The following is an 18,595-nucleotide window of genomic DNA, read 5'->3' as shown; positions in this document are numbered from 1 at the left end:
GATCCTTCGGCACCAGACTGTCGAGCGTCACCATCTCAAGAGCCGTCTGGGTGGGGGCAGGTTTCTTCAACATGTCCCAATGAATCACAAACCCCCAGACGGTGCCAGGGGTTTGTCAGCAATCTGGGGGCGCATCGTCGATGCGCCCCTTTTGCTTTTGGAGGTGAGATCACGCGACGCGGACGGGCGTGAATTTCGTGAGGATACGATCGGCGAGTGCAATCGCCTGGGCGCGCTGCTCGGTGATCGAACTCGACTCCCATGCAACGCCCCGCAGCGGATGGCCGATGGCGCTGAGATTACGGTGGACGAGCCCCTCCTCGTTGAGGAGATCGCCCGCCGGCGTCGCATCAATGCCATAGCCGGTGCTGTGAGGGCGAACCTCGCCGCTCGCGAGCAGGCTCTTCACGAAGGGGTCGGATACCTGGCGCCAATCATGCAACTGATGGCCACGACAATCGATCACGCCGTCGAACGGCACCGTCTCAACGCCTGTCGCTGTCTTCAGGCTGGCGGTAATCTCGCTGCCCTCAATGGCAAATCCAAGGATACGGGCGCGGCCATGCTCCAGCCGACCTTCCGAAATCACCCGCTCGATAATCGCGTGGCTTTCCGGCGCCGAGCGATGCACGGTAACGTCCCAGTAGGCCCTGAGATGCCGGGTGAACCGCAGACGCTCACGATCGCTGGCCCCTTGCCACAGCGAGAGAATATGGGGGCGGATCGCCAAGGGCAGCCCTTGCCAGTCTGCACCCTCAGCCGAAATCGACCGTCGTTCCGCCTTGACGCGCGACAACAGTTCGCGCGCGGTTGATGGCAACGGGCCATCGGCCAGAAAGTCGCGCGCTGCGTCGACAGTCCTGCGACCCTCCACGAACTGGCCACGGCGCGATATCACGCGGTAGCGGCCGCGATAACCCCGCGCCTCCATGCTGGCCACGGCATCGACCATCGACAGGCTCGAACCTATCAGGAGAGTTTCCTCGCAGCCTTTCAGACGGTCGAGCGCCAGTGCGTCCCACGGATTGGCTGCAAAACGCGGGTGACCGGCGAGTTGAGCCTCGGCGGCCGACAGGCGCGGTTGGAAAACGCCAAGGGCCAGCACGGCCTCATCCGCCTCCACAGAGGTACCGTCAGCCGTGGTAATGCGGATCCGGCTCGGCGTTGCCACCAGCCCGGATGCCGACGACCGGATATGCCTTAGCGTCGAACCGAGCCGCGCGTTCGCGACCGCACGCACGAGCTCGTCACGGACATAGGTTCCATAGAGGTAACGCGGCGGGCTGCTTGTGCCCGCCTCGGCGGGAGGCGTCCAGCCGTAGGCCGGGCCATTCTCGACGAGCCAGCGCGAGAGATGGCCGGGATCCTCGGGATAGAGGGAGAAGATTTCAGCCGGACCGTTCACCAGATGGGCCGGATCGGGTGTGCTGTAGGCAACACCCCGACCAAGCTCCTCTCGTCGCTCGATGATGGTGATCGCCAATGGCACTTCGGTCTGGTCGAGCAGCTTGAGCGCTGTCAGCGCCCCGGCGAAGCCCCCGCCGACAATGGCGACGGAGTGATGCGGAATACGATCGATGCGCAATAGACCTCCTCTCCCACCGGCGTCGGTGGGGCGTGATATGTCGGGATATGAGAACGGGCGGACGCCCTTATGCGATCAGCTTGTCGCGACTGCGATGGCGCCCATTCAGCAGTTCGAGGGCGTTTCGGCTGGCAATCAGCTCGGCTTCATGCTCGCTCAGTCCGGCCGCCGCAAAGGCTGCGGCCAGTCCGTCCTGCGTCGGATCGTGCCCAAGGATCGGCCAGTCGCTGCCGGTCAGAACATGGTCGGCGCCGACGAGACTGGTCACGAAGCGGATGAAGCGTGCTTCCGACGGCATGATGTCGATATAGAGGTGACGCCGCTTGCCCGCTGGCGCCTCCGCGAAAATGGACGGCAGTTCGCCGAAGGGGCCGGTCAGGGCGAGTGCCGAAATGCCGAGCGCGGTAATGACGACCCGAAGTTCCGGCAATTCATCGAAGACGCCCGACGTCACCAGCGAGATCGCGGCGGCGGCGTTGATCGTGCCACGACTTAAGCTGGTCCCGAGCCTGCCGAGGCCGGACAGCTGCGTTGAAAGCGGCTCGGGGTTGATGGGATGCAGGAAGACGGGAACGCCGAGCTCCGCAGCAACCCTCAGGATCGGCCGGGCTTCCGGCGCATCGATCAACCTGTCACCTCTCGCGCTGTCGAGAAATAGGCCGGACAGATTGAGGTCGACGATGGCGCGCCGTGCCTCGACCGCCGCCGCTTCTCCGCCGAAGGTGTCCACGGTCGCCAGCGCGAAAAGCCGATCGGGATGGCGCGCAACCGTCGCTGCTAGGTCGTCGTTCAGCTTGCGGCTGACCGCGCCAAGATCGGCATCAGGTGCCGCGACGATCGACAGCGCGACCCCGATCACGCGGCGCGAGATACCGGCCGCATCGCTATCTGCGATCAGCGCATCGATATCGGAGATCTTCGTGCCGATCCGTGCCCACAGCGGATCGAGCGGGCGACCGGGCGCGCGGTAGACCTCCCAGCCTTCGGGCAGGAAATGCGTATGGAAATCGACGATATCGAGCTTGCTCATGGTGGCTCCGTGGCGATCGCTGCGCGGCAGGGACTAGAAGACCTTACCTTCTTCCAGGTGTGTCGTGGTTCCGTTGATGTAGAAGTCACCGACCACCCTCGCCTTGTGCAGCAAGGGATTGTGATTGAGCACGGTGCGGATGTTGCGCCAGTGCCGATCGAGATTGAGATGGCGCGACGTCGCGGAGCCGCCGCCGAGTTCGAAGACGTTGGTTGCGGCCGCCAGTGCAATCTGCGAAGCCACGATCTGTGTGCGTGCAGTCGTCAGCGCGCTCTCGGTCAACGCGGTCTCCAGCGCCTGCGGATCGCCTGCGGCGAACGCGGCGGCCGTCTTGTCGAGCGCACGCGCGCTTTCGCGGATCAACGTGTCGACGGCAAAGGAGCCGGCGGCGATCTCACCGAGAATCTTCTGGACGAAGGGATCCGCACTGGCGGTTTCTGCCGCGCTATGGGCTGCCGAGCGGGCCTGGCGGCGCACATATTCCGTCCCTTCGGCGAGCGCGCCACGCACAGCGCCCGCCATTGACGCCGCAAGGTGCAGCTGCCGCAAGGTCGAGGTGTGGCGTCCAACGAGCGTGTTGAGGCCGCGCGTGGAGATTTCATGCGGCAGTACCTCGACGTCTTCGAGCAGAACACCACCGCTCGCGGTCAGCCGCTGGCCCATGCCATCCCAGTCGTCGAGAATGGTGATGCCGGGACGATCGACCGGAAGCAAAACGCTCACGAACTCACCGTCATCGTTCTTCGCACTGAATGACGCGAAGTCCGAGAACGCCGTGCCCGTCGCATACCATTTGCGGCCGTTGAGACGGTAACTATCCCCCGATCTCGTCAAACGTGTCGTCACCTCGCCCGGCCTCTTGGTGCCCTGCTCCGTATGAGCTCCGCCGAAAAGCTTGCCCGAGAGAACGCGACTGAGCTGTGTGCGGTCGATAGCAGTGCTGGGGCTGAGGATCAGGCTTTCGGTGAAATTGAAATGGCTGCGCAGCGCGTGAGCGACATTCGAATCCGCGGCGCCGATCGCCATGATCGTTTCGATGTAGTCGGCAACGGATCCACCCGGACCGCCGAGCGCCACAGGAATGCGCAGCGCCCCCAGACCTGCCTCCTTGAACAGGCGGAAGGCCTCGAATGGAAGCTCCCTTTCCAGATCGCGTCTTGCCGCCTCCTTCGCGATTTCGGCCGCCAGATCAGGAACTTTTGCCAATAGCGTCGAGAGATCGTTCACCACCTCCGCAGGTTTCGGGGTGGCGGACAGTGCTGAAGGAGCGGTATTCGGCATGCGGGAACCTTCTCGGCCGGAAAAAGAAAAGAAGGGACCCGCCATATCGGCGGATCCCTGAAGTCATGATCAGGCGACGGCGCGTGTCAGCGGCACGACATTGTCGGCACCGCCTGCGGCGCTACGCGGCACGCGACCTTCGACCGGATGGCTCGGATCGTTGAAGCCGGGCGTCGAGGGATGGCCCGTCGTGACAAGTCGGTCGACCAACGCCTCGTCCTCAGCGTCGAGCTTGACGTCGAGCGCGCGGATGTAGCTGTCCCAGTGCTCTTCCGTGCGCGGACCGGCGATGGCCGCCGAGATCAGCCTGTTGTTCAGCACCCAGGCGAGCGCGAACTCGGTCGGAGAGACGCCCTTGCGGGTAGCGTGGGCAGCGATCTCGGAGGCAATGGCGATCGATTCAGGACGCCATTCGGTCTCCAGGATACGCTTGTCGCCGCGACCGGCGCGGGTATCGGCGGCCGGTTCCTTGCCCGGCTCGTACTTGCCCGTCAGGACACCGCGGGCCAGCGGCGAATAGGAGACGACGCCGAGACCATAGTGATGGGCCGCCGGCAGCTGCTCGGCTTCGGCGGTGCGGTTGACGATGTTGTAGAGCGGCTGGCTTGCGACCGGACGATCGATGCCAAGTTCATCGGCCAACTGCGCGACTTCGGCGATGCGCCAGCCGCGGAAGTTGGAGACGCCGAAGTAGCGGAGCTTGCCGGCTCGGATCAGGTCGGCGATCGCGCGCACCGGCTCTTCCAGCGGCGCATCGAAGACAGCGCGGTGGAAATAGAGGATGTCGATATAGTCGGTGTTGAGACGGCGCAGCGAATTCTCGACGGTCTCGATGACCCACTTGCGGGAATGACCGCCGAGGTTCGGGCCCTTCTTATGCGAATTGACAAACTTCGTCGCCAGAACCCAGTGATCGCGATGCGCCTTGATGCCCTTGCCGACGACCTCTTCCGACTTGCCGTCGTGATAGACGTCGGCGGTGTCGATGAAGTTGATGCCCTGCTCGCGGGCCTTGTCGATAATGCGGAACGCGACGTCATCGGGCGTCGGGCCGCCGAACATCATGGTTCCCAGGCTGAGCGGTGACACCTTGAGCGCGCTGCGCCCGAGATAACGATAATCGACCATTGTATTCTCCTTCTTACTGAGCGTGATGGCAGGCGGCGGCGTGGCCGCTGCCGAACTGGCGGAATGCCGGATCGGCGGACCGGCAAATATCGGTGGCGAGCGGACAGCGCGTATGGAAGCGGCAGCCGGCCGGTGGATTGTGCGGGCTCGGCAGATCGCCTGATATGGGCGCGGCCTGCTTGCGCCGCGACGGATCGGGCACGGCGGCGAGCAGCGCCTGCGTATAGGGATGCTTGGCGCCCTTCCACAGCTCGCTCGTCGGAGCGCTCTCGACGATGCGGCCGAGATACATGACGAGCACGCGATCGGCGAAATAGCGAACCACCGAGAGATCGTGAGAGATGAAGAGATAGGAAAGCGATAGCTCCGTCTTCATCTCGACCAGCAAATTGAGGATCTGCGCCTGGATCGAGAGGTCAAGCGCCGAAACAGGTTCGTCGCAGATGACGAGTTCCGGCTGCAGGATGAGCGCACGGGCAATGCCGATACGCTGACGCTGGCCGCCGGAGAACTCATGTGGATAGCGATCGAGCGAATCCGCCGGCAGGCCGACATGGGCCACCATCTGCGCGGCGATCGCCTCGCGCTGCTTGCGCTCGCCGATACCGTGAACCGCGAGAGGAGCCGTTAGGATGGTGCGTATCGTCTGCCGCGGGTTAAGCGAGGCAAACGGATCCTGGAAGATCATCTGGATGCTGCGCCGGACCGACTGCAGTTCGCGCCCCGCCATGGCGGTGACGTCCCTGCCCTTGAAAGTGACGCTCCCCGACGATGGATCGACGAGCCGCACCAGCGACTTGCCGAGTGTGGATTTGCCACAGCCGGACTCGCCGACCAGCGCCACCGTCTCGCCTTCGGCGATATCAAGCGACACGCCATCGACGGCGCGCACGGTGCCAGCGGCTCCGGGATAATGGGTCGAAAGCCGATCAACCGACAGAAGCGACATTGGCGTTCTCCGCAATGGCTGGAACATAGGGGCACGCCACCTGCCGGCCGGCCGGCAGTGCGATAAGTTGCGGTACGACGGAGGCGCAGGAGGGCCGCGCGACCGGACAACGCGGACGGAACGAACAGCCCTTCTCGCCGGCAGCCGAAACGATCGAGCCCGGGATCTCCGAGAGCGGTCCGTCGCGGTAGTGATAGTCCGCCTTCAGCCGCGGCGAAGCCGACAGCAAGCCATTCGTGTAGGGATGGTACGGCCTCTCGAACACCTCGCCCGGAAGTCCCTCCTCGATCTTGCGCCCGGCATACATGACGACGACGCGATCGGCCCATTGCGCGACGATGCCGAGATCGTGGGTAATCAAAATGACGGCCATGTTCAGCTGCACCCGAAGATTATCGAGCAGCTGCAGCACCTGCGCCTGGATCGTCACATCAAGCGCCGTCGTCGCTTCATCGGCGATCAGCAGTTTTGGATTGCAGGCAACAGCGATGGCGATCATGACGCGCTGGCGCATGCCACCGGAAAGCTGGTGCGGATACTCGTCGATACGGCGGCGGGCTTCTGGAATGCTGACGAGATCCAACAGCGCAATGGCGCGCTCTCGGGCCTGACGCCGGTTGAGATCCTCATGAATGCGCAGCACTTCGATGATCTGATCGCCGATCGTCAGCACCGGATTGAGCGATGTCATCGGCTCCTGAAAGATCATGGCGATGTCGCGGCCGCGGATGCGGCGCAGGTCCCGTTCCGGGAGGCCGACAAGATCACGCCCGTCGAAGCGGATCTGCCCTTTAGCCTTTGCGTGCCGCGGCAACAGGCCGATGAGGCCGAGCGCCGTTAACGACTTGCCCGAGCCGGATTCCCCAACGATGGCGAGCATCTCGCCCGGATTGACGGAAAAGCTGACACCCTTCACAGGTTCGGCGGCCCCAAAACGCACTGAGAAGTCTGAAACCTCGAGGAGTTTCGTCATCACCGATCCTCCGAAAAGCGCGGGTTGAGCGCGTCGTTCAGACCATCGCCGATCAGGTTGAGCGAAAGCACTGTGAAGACGATCGCAAGACCGGGAAGCGCCGTCAGGTACCAGGCGGTGCGGATGACATCGCGCCCTGCCCCAATCATCGAGCCCCAGGAGACGCGGTTGGGATCGCCAAGCCCCATGAAGGAGAGCGCCGATTCCATCAGGATCGCGCTTGCCACCATGACCGAAGAGGTGACGATCAGTGGCGGCAGCGCATTGGGAAGGATCTCGCGGAAGATGATGCGGGAATGGCCAAAGCCGAGGCTGCGGGCAGCCTGCACATAGTCCTTCTCGCGAATGGCCCGGAATTCCGCGCGCGTCAGTCGCGCCACCGTCGGCCAAGAGACGATCGCGATGGCGATGGTCACGGTCGCTGTCGTCGGCTGGGCGATTGCCACGAGAACGACGAGCAGCACGAAGCTCGGAATGGTCTGGAAGATCTCGATGAACTTGACGAGGATATCGTCGATCAGACCACCGAAGTAGCCGGCGACGGCGCCGATGGCGATCCCCACAGTCAAGCCGAGCGCGGTGGCCGCCAGCCCGACGGTCAGCGATATCCGGGCGCCGTGAACGATGCCGGCAAGCACATTGCGGCCCATGGAGTCCGTGCCCAGCGGATAAGCAGGGTTCTGCCCGGGCCACAGGAAGGGGCGCGCAACCATCTCGAGCGGATCGCCGGGAAAGAGAAGCGGCGCCAACAACGCCGACAGGGCAACGAGCAGCAGAATGCCTGTACCGAAGAGTGCATTGTAGTTGCCGAGGAAGACTTTCAATTCCCGACGCATGCCGCGCCAGGCCGTACCCGAAACAGAGGCACGGACGTCGGGGGCGTGGATATGTGTCCAGCGCGGCTGCTTGGGCGCTTCCGGTGCTGGTTGATCGCGCTCGACCTTTTTCTGTGGCGCGAAGTCTATCGCCTGGCCGGCCAGTGTTCCAAGTTTTTGAGTATTCATCGGCTTGCTCCAATTCGAGGATCGATCCACGCCTGCAGCAGGTCGACGGCTGCGTTTGCGACGATCACGAGGAAGGAAGACAGGAGGAGAATGCCGAGCAGCACGCTGAAATCGCGCGCCATGACGGCTTCGAAGGCAAGGCGCCCGAGGCCGGGCCAGCTATAGACGGTCTCGACCACGACCGCGCCGCCCAGCATCCCGCCAAAGTGCATGCCGGCCATGGTGGTGATAGGGATCAGAGCGTTGCGAAGGACGTGTCGCGTCGTCAACACGAAGGGCGAGACACCCTTGGCGCGCGCGGTTCGCACGAAATCCTGCGACTGGACTTCGAGCATCGAGGCGCGCGTCAGGCGGGCATAGATCGCAAGGTAAAAAAGCGCGAGCGAGGTTGCGGGCAGCACCATGTAGCGCGCCCTGTCGAGCAGCGCCGGGAACCCGGTCAGCCGCGAGCCAATCGTGCTGTCTCCGCCGCTCGGCAGCCATCCAAGCTTGACCGAGAAGAGCAGGATCAGCATCAGGCCGATCCAGAAGCCGGGAATCGAATAGAAGAGCAAAGAGACGACGGAAATTATACGATCGGGAAGGCGCCCGGAGAAGGCGGCCATCAGCGAACCGAGCAGCAGTCCGACGGCAATTGCAATCGCCAATGCCGCCAGCATCAGCACCAGCGTGCCCGGCAGCCTTTGGCCGATCAGATCGGCGACCGGCATGCCGTAGCGCGGCGAAAAGCCAAGGCTGAAATGCGCGAGGTTGTTCAGATAGTTGGCAAGCTGAACAAGGATCGGGTTATCAAGCCCGAAGCGCTCGCGCAGTGCCGCCATCGTCTCGACTGTGGCCGAGCCGGATTCCGCGGCCATCACATCGGCCGCATCGCCAGGCGCCAGCTTCAGCAGGAAGAAATTGAGGATGACGATCCCGAGCATCGTGGGCACGGCCTGAATGATCGTCCTGCTGATCGTTCGACCGATCCGCCTGTAAGCCGACATGTGCCCCACCTCGCGATCTGAAAAGAATTCACCTCGTCTCGTCGCTCAGTAGTTGACTAATTCTGTGGGTTTTGTCAAATCCATATTGGTAAATATTTCCAACGATGCAGCCATTTGGCGTGCTTTTGGAAACTTAATACCGCATATCGACACTGCGTAGGTTTTCATCCCACTTCAAAGCAGTCACGGGGCAAAAATCTCTAAAGCAGGCTCGATCCGCGGAATGACACTGAAGCGGGCCGTGACGGCCCTGAATCACGAGGGTTGAACAAGATGTCACTATTTCCCGCACCCACGCGCCGCAGCTTTCTTCTGGCCTCGGTCGCACTCGGCGTCACCGCGACAGCACGGCTTCCCGCTTTTGCAGCCACCGCAACGCGCGGCGGCACGGCAACGCTTCTGCTGGCCGCCGAGCCGCCCGTCCTGACGACGATCGCCCATACGGCCTATAACGCGGTCTATGTCTCGCCGAAGACCACTGAAGGCCTTCTCACCTATGACTTCGACCTCAATCCGAAACCGCTGCTGGCCAAGGAGTGGACTGTCAGCCCCGATGGCCTGACCTACACCTTCAAGCTGCGCGACGGCGTGAAATGGCATGACGGACAGCCCTTCACCTCCGCCGACGTCGCCTTCTCGATCAAGACCCTGAAGGAAGTGCATCCGCGCGGCCGCAACACCTTCCTCAATCTCGTCGACATCGAAACGCCCGATGCACAGACGGCCATCCTCAAGCTTTCCAAGCCCGCGCCCTATCTGATCACCGCACTTGCCGCCTCCGAAACGCCGATCGTGCCGCGCCATATCTATGAAGGCACCAAGGTTGCGGAAAATCCGGCCAATCTTGCGCCGATCGGAACCGGTCCTTTCAAGTTCAAGGAATGGGTGCGCGGCAGCCACATCGTCTACGAACGCAACCCCGATTACTGGGATCAGCCCCGCCCCTATCTCGACCAACTGATCATCCGTTTCATTCCTGATGCCGCCGCCCGCTCGATCGCGATCGAGACCGGAGAAATCGATCTGGCGCCGTCGACACCCGTGCCGCTCAGCGACCTCGAACGGCTGCAGAGCGCCGAAGGGCTCGCCTTCGAGACCAAGGGCTACCAATACCAGAACGGCGTCAGCCGCATCGAATTCAACCTCGAGCGCCCGTTCTTCAAGGACGTGAGGGTGCGTCGCGCCTTTGCGCACGTCATTGATCGCAACGTCATTCTCAACACCATCAACTACGGCTACGGCGCCGCGATCCCCGGCCCGATCAATCCCAACCTCGCGAAATGGTTCGTGCCGGATCTCAAGACCTATCCGATCGATCTCGCCGCGGCCGAGAAGCTTCTCGATGAAGCAGGCTTCCCGCGCGGCGCAGACGGCATCCGTGCGCACATCAATCTCGACTTCGTGCCGAGTGGCGAAACCTATCCGCGTGGTTCGGAGTATATCCGCCAGGCGCTTGCCAAGGTGGGTATCGACGCCAAGGTCCGCAGCCAGGATTTCGCGACCTACACCAAGCGCATTTACACCGACCGCGATTTCGACTTCGCCTTCGAAGGCATGAGCAACCTGTTCGACCCGACGGTCGGCGTTCAGCGCCTCTACTGGAGCAAGAACTTCAAGCCTGGCGTCCCCTTCTCGAACGGCGCGGCCTACAGCAATCCCAAGGTCGATGAATTGCTCGAAGCCGCAGCGATCGAAGTCGATCCGGCAAAGCGTGTCGAGCAGTGGCGCGAGATCCAGCAAATCCTCGTCGACGACGTGCCCGCGATCGACATCGTCAGCCAGCCGGAACTGACCATCTACAACAAACGGATCTCCGATCACACCGTCGGCGGCGAAGGCATCGCAGGCAGCCTCGCCTTCGCCTACGTCGCAGCATCCTGACGCCAAACCAGCAGGAATATACTCATGACCATTCAACATCCCCCCGGATCGATCGTCGGCCTGCCAAAGTTTGCGGCACCCACCGACTTCCCGGAAAGCCCGCTATCCCAGGCGCTGAAGCAGCCCGTTCTCCTCGGCCTCTTCTTGCCGATTCAGGCCGGGGGCTGGACGCAATCGACGCTCGAGCGATCGACCGACTGGCGCTTCGATTACAACAAGGCCTTGACGTTGAGGGCGGAAGAACTCGGCTTCGACCTCGTCTTCGCGCTGTCGCAATGGTTGCCGAAGGGCGGCTATGGCGGCGTCTTCGACGGCCAGGCGCTGGATAGCTTCGTGTCGACGGCGGCGCTGGCGGGCCTCACCAAGAAGATTATGCTCATCTCGACCATGCATGTCCTTTATGGTCCATGGCATCCGCTGCATCTGGCAAAGTTCGGCGCGACGCTCGACCATATCACCGGCGGCCGCTGGGGCATTAACGTGGTCACCGGCCACCGGGCGGTCGAGCACGAGATGTTCGGCTGGCCGCGCATCGAGCACGACAAGCGCTACGAACTGGCCGCCGAATTCCTCGAAGTCGTCCAGCGCCTCTGGAGCGACAGCGAGAACTTCTCCTTCGAAGGCGAAAGCAGCTGGAAGCTCGGCGGCGGCTTCGTCACGCCGAAGCCAAACTTCGGCCGCCCGATCCTCGTCAACGCCACCGGTTCGGATGCCGGAATTGCCTTTGCCGGTCGCTATTCGGATATCGTTTTCATCACCAGCCCGACCGGCGCCGACATCAGCAGCGCACTGGAATCGCTGCCGGCGCATACGAAGCGGGTCAAGGATTCGGCAATCAGCGTCGGCCGTACTGTGCGCACGCTGCTCAATCCGATGGTGATCTGCCGGTCGACGGAGAAGGAGGCGTGGGAACTCGCCGACCGCATCGTCGCCCATGCCGACCAACGCTCGCCGCAAGGCTTCCAGTCGCTGAACTCGGATGCCCATGCCTGGAAGGGCCGCGATCCCCAGGATCCATACCGCGCCATCGGCGGCAATATTCGCGTCATCGGCTCGCCCGAACAGGTGGTCGATCAGTTCGTCAAGCTGAAGGAAGCCGGCGTCGACGGCCTGCAGCTCAGCTTCTTCGACTTCCGCGACGATCTCGAATTCTTCGGCACCGACGTCCTGCCCCTGATGAAGCAAGCCGGACTGCGCCACTAGGAGGAACGCCATGACAAGCCCAGCTACAACAGGCAATGCCGTTTCCGAAATCTGGTACACGCGCTGCCCGGTGCCGACGCCCGTCGGCCTTGCCGCGCAACTCGGCTATCTCGAGGAAAACTTCCGCAAGGACGGCGTGACGCTGAAGTCGATCATCGATTCACCCGACCGCAACATCCGCCAGAGCCATTTCAACCACACGCTCGACTGGTCGTTCCGCCATGGCGGCAACGTTCCGCCGATCCGCGCGCGCTCCGAGGGACGCAAGACACGCCTCGTCGGCATCACCTGGACCGATGAATTCCAGGCGATCATCACCCTGCCGGAAACCGGCATCAAGACCACGAAGGACCTGAGGGGGCGCCGTTTCGGCATTGCCCGTCGCCCGGAAGGCATCGTCGATTTCATGCGCGCCACCGCGTTGAAGGGGCTGCTTTCGGCGCTGTCGCTTGACGGGCTGGCGCTCGACGCTGTGGAGATCATCGATATCGCGCTTTCCGATTCCGTGCTCTCGACGCAGGAAGGCCCGTCTCTCTTCGGGCTGAAGCGCAGGCAGCCGTATGGCGAGGAAGTTGCAGCCCTCATTCGCGGTGACGTCGACGCAATCTATGTGAAGGGCACGGCCGGCATCAATGTCGCCAACCTGATTGGCGCCGTTGAGGTGGCCGAGTTCGGCTTCCACCCCGATCCCAAGATCCGCATCAACTCTGGCTCGCCGCGCGTTTTGACGGTGGACGAGCTTCTGGCCGACGATCGGCCGGATCTCGTCGCCCGCCTGCTGGAATCGATCTTCAAGGCCAGCGCATGGGCCGAAGCGCATCCCGAGGAAACGAGGCGCTTCGTCGCGCGGGAGGCCGGCGCCACCGAAGAGCAGGTTGTCGCCGCCAATGGCCCCGACATCCACAAGCACCTTGGCCTTGGCCTGCAGCCCGAACTGGTGGATGCGATCGGCCACTACAAGGACTTTCTGCGCGACTTCGGTTTCCTCGCCGCCGACTTCGACATCGCCGACTGGGTCGACCGCCGTCATATCGACAGCTTCAACAGGCGTGCCGTGGCCTGAACCGGGAGATTGAACAACCATGCTTCAGGAAAAAATCGATCCGGTGGACAAGGCACGACGGCTCGCCGTCGACTTCGCCGGACGCGCCGCCCATTACGACAAGACGGGAGATTTTCCATTCGAGAACTTCACCCGTCTCTTCGACGCCGGCCTGCTCGGACTGGTGACGGCGGCTGAGCACGGCGGCCATGGCGCCGGCCTTGCCGAGGCGCAGGCCGTCATCAGCGAGATCGCGCGCGGCGAACCTTCGACCGCGCTCGTGCTCGCCATGCACTACAATAGCCACTACAGCCTGCGCCGCTTCGCAAAGTGGCCGGACCACCTTGCCGAGCGGGTACTCACGGCCAATCGGCTTGGGCCGGCCCTGATCAATGCTGCCCAGGCCGAGCCGCGCATCGGCTCTCCCGCCCACGGCGCGCTGCCCGAGACCATCGCGCGCCGAGACGGTGACGTCTGGCGCATCAGCGGCCACAAGAGCTACGTGACAGGCATACCCGTGCTGAAATGGGTGTCGCTGCTGGCCCTGACCGACGAGGAGGAGCCGCGACTGGCCTCCTTCCTCGTTCCGACCGACAGCCCCGGCCTCCAGATTGAAAAGGCATGGAATGCCGCCGGCATGCATGCGACAGCCAGCGACGATATCATCCTTAACAATGTCGCCGTTCCACTCGAAGACATCATCGAAGCCCAGCCGGCTTCCGAACCGCTGCGCCGCGAAGAACATGCAACCGCCTTCTTCTTCTCGCTGATATCAGCGGTCTACCACGGCGTGGCGCTTTCCGCCCGCGACCGCGTGCTCGCCTTCGCCGCCCACCATACGCCGGCAAGCCTCGGCGCTCCGCTATCGACGGTTCCGCGCATTCAGGATGGGCTGGGAGAGATCGAAGTCCGCCTTGCAACCAATGCCCGATTGCTGCGCTCGCTCGGCGAAGACGTCGACGCTGGCAGGGTCGTTGGAATGGACGGCATGCATGTCCGCCACGTCGTCATCGACAATGCGGTGGCGATCACCAGCCTCGCTCTCGAGCTCGCCGGAAACCCTGGCCTCAATCGTGATTTCCAGCTCGAGCGCCACCATCGAGACGCCATCACCGCCCGCTCCCATGCCCCGCAGAGCCACATGATCCGGACGATCGCCGCCCGCAACGCACTCGGTCGTCTCGCATCACGATAGCGGGACGCCGATCTCCGGTTTTACCATTTGATTTCACAAGCACAGGCCGACGATGAGCAAAGACAGCGAATTCCTCTGGTACATACCAAACGACACGAGGCCGGGGCATCGCGGCGATTCCGTGGTTGAACATCACAACAGCCTGGCCACGTTGGCGGAACACGCCAGGGCGCTCGAGGAGCATGGCTGGAAGGGTGCGCTGATCGGAACGGGTTGGGGCAGACCGGACACATTTACCCTTGCCGCTGCACTTGCGGCACGCACGACGACGTTCGAACCGCTGATAGCGATCCGCCCGGGTTACTGGCGACCCGCGAACTTCGCCTCGGCCGCTGCCACCCTCGACCATCTCACTGGCGGGCGTGTCCGTGTCAACATCGTCTCCGGCCTCGACAATCTCTCGGCCTATGGCGACAGGGAGGGAGACCAGGCAGAGCGCTACGCTCGTACCAAGGAATTCATGCGGCTGGTGCGCAGGCTCTGGACGGAGGAAAACGTCAGCTATGACGGCGAATACTTCGGCGTCGCGGGTTCGACCGTCGTGCCGCGCATCGAGGCGCAGGCTGATCGGCGCCACCCGAAGCTCTATTTCGGCGGCGCTTCCGAGGCGGCCGAGCGCGTCGCGGCCACCGAAGCGGATGTCCAGCTCTTCTGGGGAGAGCCGCTCGATGGTGTCCGCGAGCGCATCGCGCGCCTGCAGGCGCTGAGCCGGGAGCTTGATCGAGATCTGCCGCCACTCGAGTTCGGGCTCAGGATCACCACGCTGGTGCGCGACACCACCGAGCAGGCCTGGGCCGACGCCGAAGCAAAGGTGGCAGAGATGGCCAAGGGCAATGGCGCCGGCTGGAGCGATCATCGCAGGGCAGTCGCGGTCGGCCAGCAGCGACTGTTCGACCTGCATCGATCGGGAGACGTCCTGGACGACAACCTCTACACCGCCCCCGGCAAATACGGCGGTGGCGGCGCCGGCACGACCTGGCTGGTCGGCTCGGCGGCCGACGTCGCCAAGTCCCTGCGCAAGTACGAGGATCTGGGCATCACCCATTTCGTGCTCTCCGATACGCCCTACCTCGCGGAGATCAAACGCCAGGGTAACCAGTTGCTGTCGCTTCTACGCAGGTGAGCCCTAAGTGAGCACTCCATTGCTGACGTTCGCGCAATCACACAAGATTCCGCGCAACACCAGCTCGTTACGCAGGAGGCTGCCCATGCAGCAGAGGCGGGTGTGTTCTCTGTTCCCCACTTTGTATTCGGCGAACACATTGAGACCAATTGGGGGTCGAAGCGAAGATGAGATCGCATCTGCGATAAGTGAAGCACAGTGTAATTTTAGCGGAATCGGGGTAAGCCCGCCCGGTGCCGACCGGCATCCTCCCCTTATCCCCAAGGGGATTTGTCAAAGACTCGGGCTGATGTACGCGGCATGTCATAACGTCTGTGGCGACCGCTGATGGGCGTGCATGACGGTGATGATCTCAATATCTCGACTGACGCGGTACGCGATGATGTAGGGAATATCGGCCAACACCACTTCGCGGGTGCCCTTGATACGGCCGGGTCGCCCATTTGCGGGTAAGTCGGCGAGCATATCCACGACCGTCACAATTCTGGCAATCACGCGCGCTGCCGCATCGGGATTGTCCTGCTCGATATGAGCGCCGATTTCATCAAGCCGCCGCAACGCCCGAAGCGTCCAGCGAATACGTTTCCCGCTCATGATTGGCGGGCAGACTTGACGTACTTCCCAACAACCTTCGCCACGTCTTCGGCGCTGGCGAATTCGCCGCGATCGGCCGCATCCAACCCGGCTTCGATCTCGGCAAGCTGCCACTCCTGCTGCTCAACGAAAGCTTTGATGGCCTCGGCAGCCATATAGGCGCGGGAGCGGTCCAGCTTTTCCGCAATCTGATTAAGCTTGCTCGCGGTTTCATCCGAAACCCGCACGGTAAATGCAGTGGTCAAAGCACCTGTCTTTTCCTTGGTTCACTTTTATTATTGGTGAACCACGATGGTTCGTCAAAGTTCTCGCCACACGTGTTTTCGGGCGATTATTAGGAATACGCGATGCCACCCTCCAGATTGAGCGGCGGCAATACATCGTTGTCGTTGAGTGGAATTTGGTTGCGGGGGCCTGATAGCACGGAGACTTGTAAAAGTGCCAGTCTTGATGGGATTCGAACAGAGATTTGCGCGTTAGATAAGAGATTACCGGTTCGGTACCTTCGTACGCGAAGGATCGACTGCGGCATACCCCCACTATGAAACACCTTCAGTCGTTTCTCACGCAAGCGCCGCCATCCGTTGGGTTCAACATGTCATTTGGCTTTTTACGCCGCGGCCGTGATCGCCAAAGCGACCTCGTTGATGCGGGTGCTAGGACTTTGGATAGACCGACGCGATAACTCGTGCTGTCGCGGCACCGGTTAAGAGGTAGGGCCTCGGCGGTGGCGGGACAGGAACTTGCCTTGTCCCGCCTCCCGAAACGCACTCAATGTCGCCAATAGCAGGAGATCATCCGCCACTGACGTGCCACGCGAAGGTCAATTGACGGCAGTTTAAGATACTACCCTCGCCCGGTTTCGATCGCCGCGCATTCAGACTCGACAGCATCGCTTTCGCCATCACTCAGCTTGCACTGCATCTACTGTCAGTCAGACCGTCTGGGCGATATCCCGCTCCCAGTACCAGGCAACATTATCGACTTTCGGTCATGCTTGCGGCTCTTGAGAAAACTGCGAATGGACCGGGCGTCTGCTTTTTCACAGGCAGCCCAAACGAAGGTGTCGCCACCGTAAGCAACGATCGCGGCTTTGGCCTGATCCGCAGGAATACCGCTCGCAGCCATGGGATAATGCCTACGATGCAACCAGCGCGCCTTGAGCGTGCTCTCGGTCGGCAGCGGCTGCTCCTCGCGGCCATCCTCCACTTCGATGATCGCCTCGATATCAGTCCCAGGCGCGGCTTCCGCGATGATGCGGGCGATCGCCGGCGGGGGCAGGATTTAATCATTACTTGCGATCCCCTCGATCGTCGGCGACCGGCATGTCCGAACCGGGCAGGATCAGGGACAGCCGCTTGGCGTCGGTGAAGACTTCAGGTTATGCGCCTTGCTCTTGCTGTCGCGCTTCCGCCAGCGATGCGACGATTGCGGCGATGGAGCGAAACAGGACGAGCGGGTCGTCCTTCGAGGGCGTGAAGCCTCGGCGCTGCCAGAACTGCGCCGCTTCGTGATCGACGGCGTTGACCATCAACGCCCGCCCGCCGATCAGAGCGGCGGCCTGGACGCAACGCTCAAGAGCATGTTTCACCAGACCTGTGCCGATGCCTATCCCCACCCATTCCGTGTCCGTGGCAAGCTGGCCGAGGAGAAGACAGGGAACCGGATCGGGCGGTTGCCCGGTGCGGATCGAGCGCGGGAGGATCGCAGGGACGACGGCGGTAGGCGCCAGGCCGTAATACCCGACGACGCGCCCGCCCTCATGGACGACGAGAACCGCCGTGAAACCTTTCTCCTGATTGGAAAGCGCGCGCGTCTTCAGCCAATGATCGAGCGTCGGCTTGCCGCAGGAAAATTCGGAAACATCATGCGCCGCCGTAAGCGGTTCTGGAGCCGATAAGGCCACGGCTTATTGCTTCGGCTCGTAATCAACTTCCCACGGCGCGGGCCGCCTGACCAGTTCCACCATCTCCGGAACAGGAGCGACCGGTAGGGACAAGACACCCAGGAAATCGGCAAAGCCTTCAGGGCTCATGCGGATGAGCCCCTGCTCCATAACGACTTCCTCTGCGGCGCGCACGGCCGCCTCCCGCACAAAATCGGTGCGCGAGCGGCCGCGCAGGCTTGCCGCGCGATCGATCATTGCAACATCTGCTTCAGGCAGACGCATCGAGATCGGATATTCCTTGCGTTCGACAGGGGCGGCCATGACATATCTCCTTTACGAGGAAAATAGCGATTTGTAGCGCCAAATGCAATACGAAACTATCAGTCTCGTTCACGGGTTCAGCGACTCTACGAGACGCTCGAGGACGATTCCGAGGAAAAGTGTATTGAAGCGGCGAACGTGATCCGTTCGCTGGTCAAGGACATCATCCTCACGCCGGTGAACGGAAAAATCGAGATCGACGTTCGCTTCGATCTAGCGGGGATCCTGACGCTTTCGGTCAAAAAGGAAAACCCCGCAGCGTGTGCAGCGGGGTCGCAAGTAAATTTGGTTGCGGGGGCAGGATTTGAACCTGCGGCCTTCAGGTTATGAGCCTGACGAGCTACCGGGCTGCTCCACCCCGCGCCAAGTGCAAAACCCTTTGGGTTTTGTCACGGTGCGTAAACTGCGAAGC

18 protein-coding genes and 1 tRNA gene are annotated in these 18,595 nt (G+C 62.4%); 5 read left to right on the top strand and 14 right to left on the bottom strand.

What is annotated here, in order from left to right; all coding sequences use genetic code 11:
* Nucleotides 1-169 precede the first annotated feature (169 nt).
* The 8 genes from IB244_RS30380 to IB244_RS30345 all read right to left on the bottom strand — a co-directional run bounded on the left by IB244_RS30380 (nt 170) and on the right by IB244_RS30345 (nt 8,936).
* A complete protein-coding gene (locus IB244_RS30380) occupies nt 170-1,585 on the bottom strand; it encodes an FAD/NAD(P)-binding protein (protein WP_192306713.1) in 1,416 nt (471 codons plus the stop codon).
* A gap of 67 nt (nt 1,586-1,652) precedes the next feature.
* Nucleotides 1,653-2,615, bottom strand: a complete 963-nt coding sequence (locus tag IB244_RS30375; protein WP_192306711.1) for an amidohydrolase family protein — start codon at nt 2,613-2,615, stop codon at nt 1,653-1,655.
* Between the two features lie 33 nt (nt 2,616-2,648).
* A complete protein-coding gene (locus tag IB244_RS30370) occupies nt 2,649-3,896 on the bottom strand; it encodes an acyl-CoA dehydrogenase family protein (protein ID WP_192306709.1) in 1,248 nt (415 codons plus the stop codon).
* 69 nt (nt 3,897-3,965) lie between these two features.
* Nucleotides 3,966-5,024 (bottom strand): aldo/keto reductase, encoded by a 1,059-nt coding sequence (locus tag IB244_RS30365; protein WP_192306707.1) that lies wholly within the window; start codon nt 5,022-5,024, stop codon nt 3,966-3,968.
* A gap of 13 nt (nt 5,025-5,037) precedes the next feature.
* Nucleotides 5,038-5,973, bottom strand: a complete 936-nt coding sequence (locus IB244_RS30360) for an ABC transporter ATP-binding protein (protein ID WP_018859508.1) — start codon at nt 5,971-5,973, stop codon at nt 5,038-5,040.
* Complete coding sequence (locus IB244_RS30355; protein WP_192306706.1) at nt 5,954-6,946, bottom strand: ABC transporter ATP-binding protein; 993 nt, start codon at nt 6,944-6,946, stop codon at nt 5,954-5,956. The genes IB244_RS30360 and IB244_RS30355 overlap by 20 nt, the downstream gene beginning before the upstream one ends.
* Nucleotides 6,946-7,950, bottom strand: coding sequence for an ABC transporter permease (locus IB244_RS30350; protein WP_062370626.1), 1,005 nt, complete (start codon nt 7,948-7,950; stop codon nt 6,946-6,948). The genes IB244_RS30355 and IB244_RS30350 overlap by 1 nt, the downstream gene beginning before the upstream one ends.
* The gene (locus IB244_RS30345; RefSeq protein WP_192306705.1) at nt 7,947-8,936 is read right to left on the bottom strand and encodes an ABC transporter permease; all 990 of its coding nucleotides are present in this window, start codon (nt 8,934-8,936) and stop codon (nt 7,947-7,949) included. The genes IB244_RS30350 and IB244_RS30345 overlap by 4 nt, the downstream gene beginning before the upstream one ends.
* Before the next feature lie 273 nt (nt 8,937-9,209).
* Here IB244_RS30345 and IB244_RS30340 point away from each other — a divergent pair, with 273 nt between their 5' ends.
* Genes IB244_RS30340 through IB244_RS30320 form a run of 5 tightly spaced genes read left to right on the top strand, consistent with a single transcriptional unit; the run spans nt 9,210 to nt 15,380 of the window.
* Entirely contained in the window at nt 9,210-10,817 is a 1,608-nt protein-coding gene (locus IB244_RS30340; RefSeq protein WP_112646632.1) for an ABC transporter substrate-binding protein, read from the top strand.
* Nucleotides 10,818-10,841: 24 nt separating this feature from the next.
* Complete coding sequence (locus IB244_RS30335; RefSeq protein ID WP_192306704.1) at nt 10,842-12,020, top strand: LLM class flavin-dependent oxidoreductase; 1,179 nt, start codon at nt 10,842-10,844, stop codon at nt 12,018-12,020.
* Between the two features lie 10 nt (nt 12,021-12,030).
* On the top strand, nt 12,031-13,083 hold the full coding sequence (locus IB244_RS30330; RefSeq protein WP_192306703.1) for an ABC transporter substrate-binding protein: 1,053 nt from the start codon (nt 12,031-12,033) through the stop codon (nt 13,081-13,083).
* A 19-nt stretch (nt 13,084-13,102) separates the two neighbouring features.
* Nucleotides 13,103-14,257 carry an acyl-CoA dehydrogenase family protein gene (locus tag IB244_RS30325; RefSeq protein WP_192306702.1) on the top strand — a complete coding sequence of 385 codons (1,155 nt, stop codon included), beginning with the start codon at nt 13,103-13,105 and terminating at the stop codon, nt 14,255-14,257.
* A gap of 52 nt (nt 14,258-14,309) precedes the next feature.
* Nucleotides 14,310-15,380, top strand: a complete 1,071-nt coding sequence (locus IB244_RS30320; protein WP_192306701.1) for an LLM class flavin-dependent oxidoreductase — start codon at nt 14,310-14,312, stop codon at nt 15,378-15,380.
* A 303-nt stretch (nt 15,381-15,683) separates the two neighbouring features.
* Here the strand turns inward: IB244_RS30320 and IB244_RS30315 are convergent, their stop codons facing one another.
* From IB244_RS30315 to IB244_RS30290, 6 genes are all read right to left on the bottom strand, one after another.
* Nucleotides 15,684-15,974, bottom strand: coding sequence for a type II toxin-antitoxin system RelE/ParE family toxin (locus IB244_RS30315; RefSeq protein ID WP_169680968.1), 291 nt, complete (start codon nt 15,972-15,974; stop codon nt 15,684-15,686).
* Nucleotides 15,971-16,219, bottom strand: coding sequence for a CopG family ribbon-helix-helix protein (locus IB244_RS30310; RefSeq protein ID WP_169681008.1), 249 nt, complete (start codon nt 16,217-16,219; stop codon nt 15,971-15,973). The genes IB244_RS30315 and IB244_RS30310 overlap by 4 nt, the downstream gene beginning before the upstream one ends.
* Before the next feature lie 685 nt (nt 16,220-16,904).
* On the bottom strand, nt 16,905-17,189 hold the full coding sequence (locus tag IB244_RS30305; protein WP_312867297.1) for an SIP domain-containing protein: 285 nt from the start codon (nt 17,187-17,189) through the stop codon (nt 16,905-16,907).
* A 166-nt stretch (nt 17,190-17,355) separates the two neighbouring features.
* Nucleotides 17,356-17,880 (bottom strand): GNAT family N-acetyltransferase, encoded by a 525-nt coding sequence (locus IB244_RS30300; RefSeq protein ID WP_062370610.1) that lies wholly within the window; start codon nt 17,878-17,880, stop codon nt 17,356-17,358.
* Nucleotides 17,881-17,883: 3 nt separating this feature from the next.
* Entirely contained in the window at nt 17,884-18,183 is a 300-nt protein-coding gene (locus IB244_RS30295; RefSeq protein WP_192306699.1) for a DUF1778 domain-containing protein, read from the bottom strand.
* Nucleotides 18,184-18,469: 286 nt separating this feature from the next.
* A tRNA-Met gene (locus IB244_RS30290) sits at nt 18,470-18,546 on the bottom strand.
* Nucleotides 18,547-18,595 lie beyond the last annotated feature (49 nt).

It is taken from the genome of Rhizobium sp. RHZ02 (assembly GCF_014851575.1).
In the GTDB taxonomy this organism is placed as follows: Bacteria; Pseudomonadota; Alphaproteobacteria; order Rhizobiales; family Rhizobiaceae; genus Rhizobium; species Rhizobium altiplani.
The sequence above is the reverse complement of the archived record's forward strand: the minus strand, read 5'-3'. Positions and strand labels throughout refer to the sequence as shown.